The 2,500-nt window shown below is 52.0% G+C and carries 3 rRNA genes (2 of these 3 cut by a window edge); all 3 read right to left on the reverse strand.

The features are described from left to right. A 16S ribosomal RNA gene (locus LLY41_RS21830) occupies nucleotides 1-721 on the reverse strand; it reaches 830 nt to the left of the window's first position. A 235-nt stretch (nucleotides 722-956) separates the two neighbouring features. Next, nucleotides 957-1,073 (reverse strand): 5S ribosomal RNA (gene rrf, locus LLY41_RS21835). Nucleotides 1,074-1,155: 82 nt separating this feature from the next. Next, nucleotides 1,156-2,500, reverse strand: a 23S ribosomal RNA gene (locus tag LLY41_RS21840); it runs 1,591 nt beyond the window's last position.

Raw genomic sequence — 2,500 nt, forward strand, 5'->3', positions numbered from 1 at the left:
CCTCCACATCTCTACGCATTTCACCGCTACACGTGGAATTCCACTCTTCTCTTCTGCACTCAAGTTCCCCAGTTTCCAATGACCCTCCCCGGTTGAGCCGGGGGCTTTCACATCAGACTTAAGGAACCGCCTGCGCGCGCTTTACGCCCAATAATTCCGGACAACGCTTGCCACCTACGTATTACCGCGGCTGCTGGCACGTAGTTAGCCGTGGCTTTCTGGTCAGGTACCGTCAAGGTACCGGCAGTTACTCCGGTACTTGTTCTTCCCTGACAACAGAGTTTTACGATCCGAAAACCTTCATCACTCACGCGGCGTTGCTCCGTCAGACTTTCGTCCATTGCGGAAGATTCCCTACTGCTGCCTCCCGTAGGAGTCTGGGCCGTGTCTCAGTCCCAGTGTGGCCGATCACCCTCTCAGGTCGGCTACGCATCGTGGCCTTGGTGAGCCGTTACCTCACCAACTAGCTAATGCGCCGCGGGCCCATCTGTAAGTGATAGCGAGATGCCATCTTTCAGCTTTTCCTCATGAGAGGAAAAGAATTATCCGGTATTAGCCCCGGTTTCCCGGAGTTATCCCAGTCTTACAGGCAGGTTGCCCACGTGTTACTCACCCGTCCGCCGCTGACTTCAGGGAGCAAGCTCCCATCTGTCCGCTCGACTTGCATGTATTAGGCACGCCGCCAGCGTTCGTCCTGAGCCAGGATCAAACTCTCCATATAAGAGTTGATTAAGCTCGAGTTGTCTTTTCGAAAAAGACTAATGATTTAAACGTTGACGTTTTGTTCGTTCAGTTTTCAAAGATCAATCAAGCAACTATATTAGAATAGCATCTTGTAAATAATTCGTCAATACTTTTTTAAGTTTTTTTGAGAAATTATTTGCTTCATATCTTTCTAATATAAAATTGTACTGGTATGAAGATTAAGAAAGACAAAGAGAAAACTCTCTGTCTTCGCCCGGCAGCGTCCTACTCTCACAGGGGGACAGCCCCCAACTACCATCGGCGCTGAGAAGCTTAACTTCCGTGTTCGGTATGGGAACGGGTGTGACCTTCTCGCTATCGCCACCGGACTATTTGGTTTGAAGAAACTTCGTTCCCTCAAAACTAGATAATGTATGAAGAAGTATTTGCCGAGTAATAACCATATATGACTTGGTTAAGTCCTCGATCGATTAGTATCAGTCAGCTCCACATGTCGCCACGCTTCCACCTCTGACCTATCAACCTGATCATCTTTCAGGGATCTTACTAGCTTGACGCTATGGGAAATCTCATCTCGAGGGGGGCTTCATGCTTAGATGCTTTCAGCACTTATCCCTTCCGCACATAGCTACCCAGCGATGCCTTTGGCAAGACAACTGGTACACCAGCGGTGCGTCCATCCCGGTCCTCTCGTACTAAGGACAGCTCCTCTCAAATTTCCTGCGCCCACGACGGATAGGGACCGAACTGTCTCACGACGTTCTGAACCCAGCTCGCGTACCGCTTTAATGGGCGAACAGCCCAACCCTTGGGACCGACTACAGCCCCAGGATGCGATGAGCCGACATCGAGGTGCCAAACCTCCCCGTCGATGTGGACTCTTGGGGGAGATAAGCCTGTTATCCCCGGGGTAGCTTTTATCCGTTGAGCGATGGCCCTTCCATGCGGAACCACCGGATCACTAAGCCCGACTTTCGTCCCTGCTCGACTTGTAGGTCTCGCAGTCAAGCTCCCTTGTGCCTTTACACTCTGCGAATGATTTCCAACCATTCTGAGGGAACCTTTGGGCGCCTCCGTTACTTTTTAGGAGGCGACCGCCCCAGTCAAACTGCCCACCTGACACTGTCTCCCGCCCCGATCAGGGGCGCGGGTTAGAATTTCAATACAGCCAGGGTAGTATCCCACCGACGCCTCCACCGAAGCTAGCGCTCCGGCTTCTCAGGCTCCTACCTATCCTGTACAAGCTGTACCAAAATTCAATATCAGGCTACAGTAAAGCTCCACGGGGTCTTTCCGTCCTGTCGCGGGTAACCTGCATCTTCACAGGTACTATAATTTCACCGAGTCTCTCGTTGAGACAGTGCCCAGATCGTTACGCCTTTCGTGCGGGTCGGAACTTACCCGACAAGGAATTTCGCTACCTTAGGACCGTTATAGTTACGGCCGCCGTTTACTGGGGCTTCGATTCAAAGCTTCGCTTGCGCTAACCTCTCCTCTTAACCTTCCAGCACCGGGCAGGCGTCAGCCCCTATACTTCGCCTTGCGGCTTCGCAGAGACCTGTGTTTTTGCTAAACAGTCGCCTGGGCCTATTCACTGCGGCTCATCAGGGCTATTCACCCTAATGAGCACCCCTTCTCCCGAAGTTACGGGGTCATTTTGCCGAGTTCCTTAACGAGAGTTCTCTCGCTCACCTTAGGATTCTCTCCTCGCCTACCTGTGTCGGTTTGCGGTACGGGCACCTTTTCCCTCGCTAGAGGCTTTTCTTGGCAGTGTGGAATCAGGAACTTCGGTACT

The sequence above is a fragment of the Cytobacillus firmus genome (genome assembly GCF_023612095.1).
Classification (GTDB): Bacteria; Bacillota; Bacilli; order Bacillales; family Cytobacillaceae; genus Cytobacillus.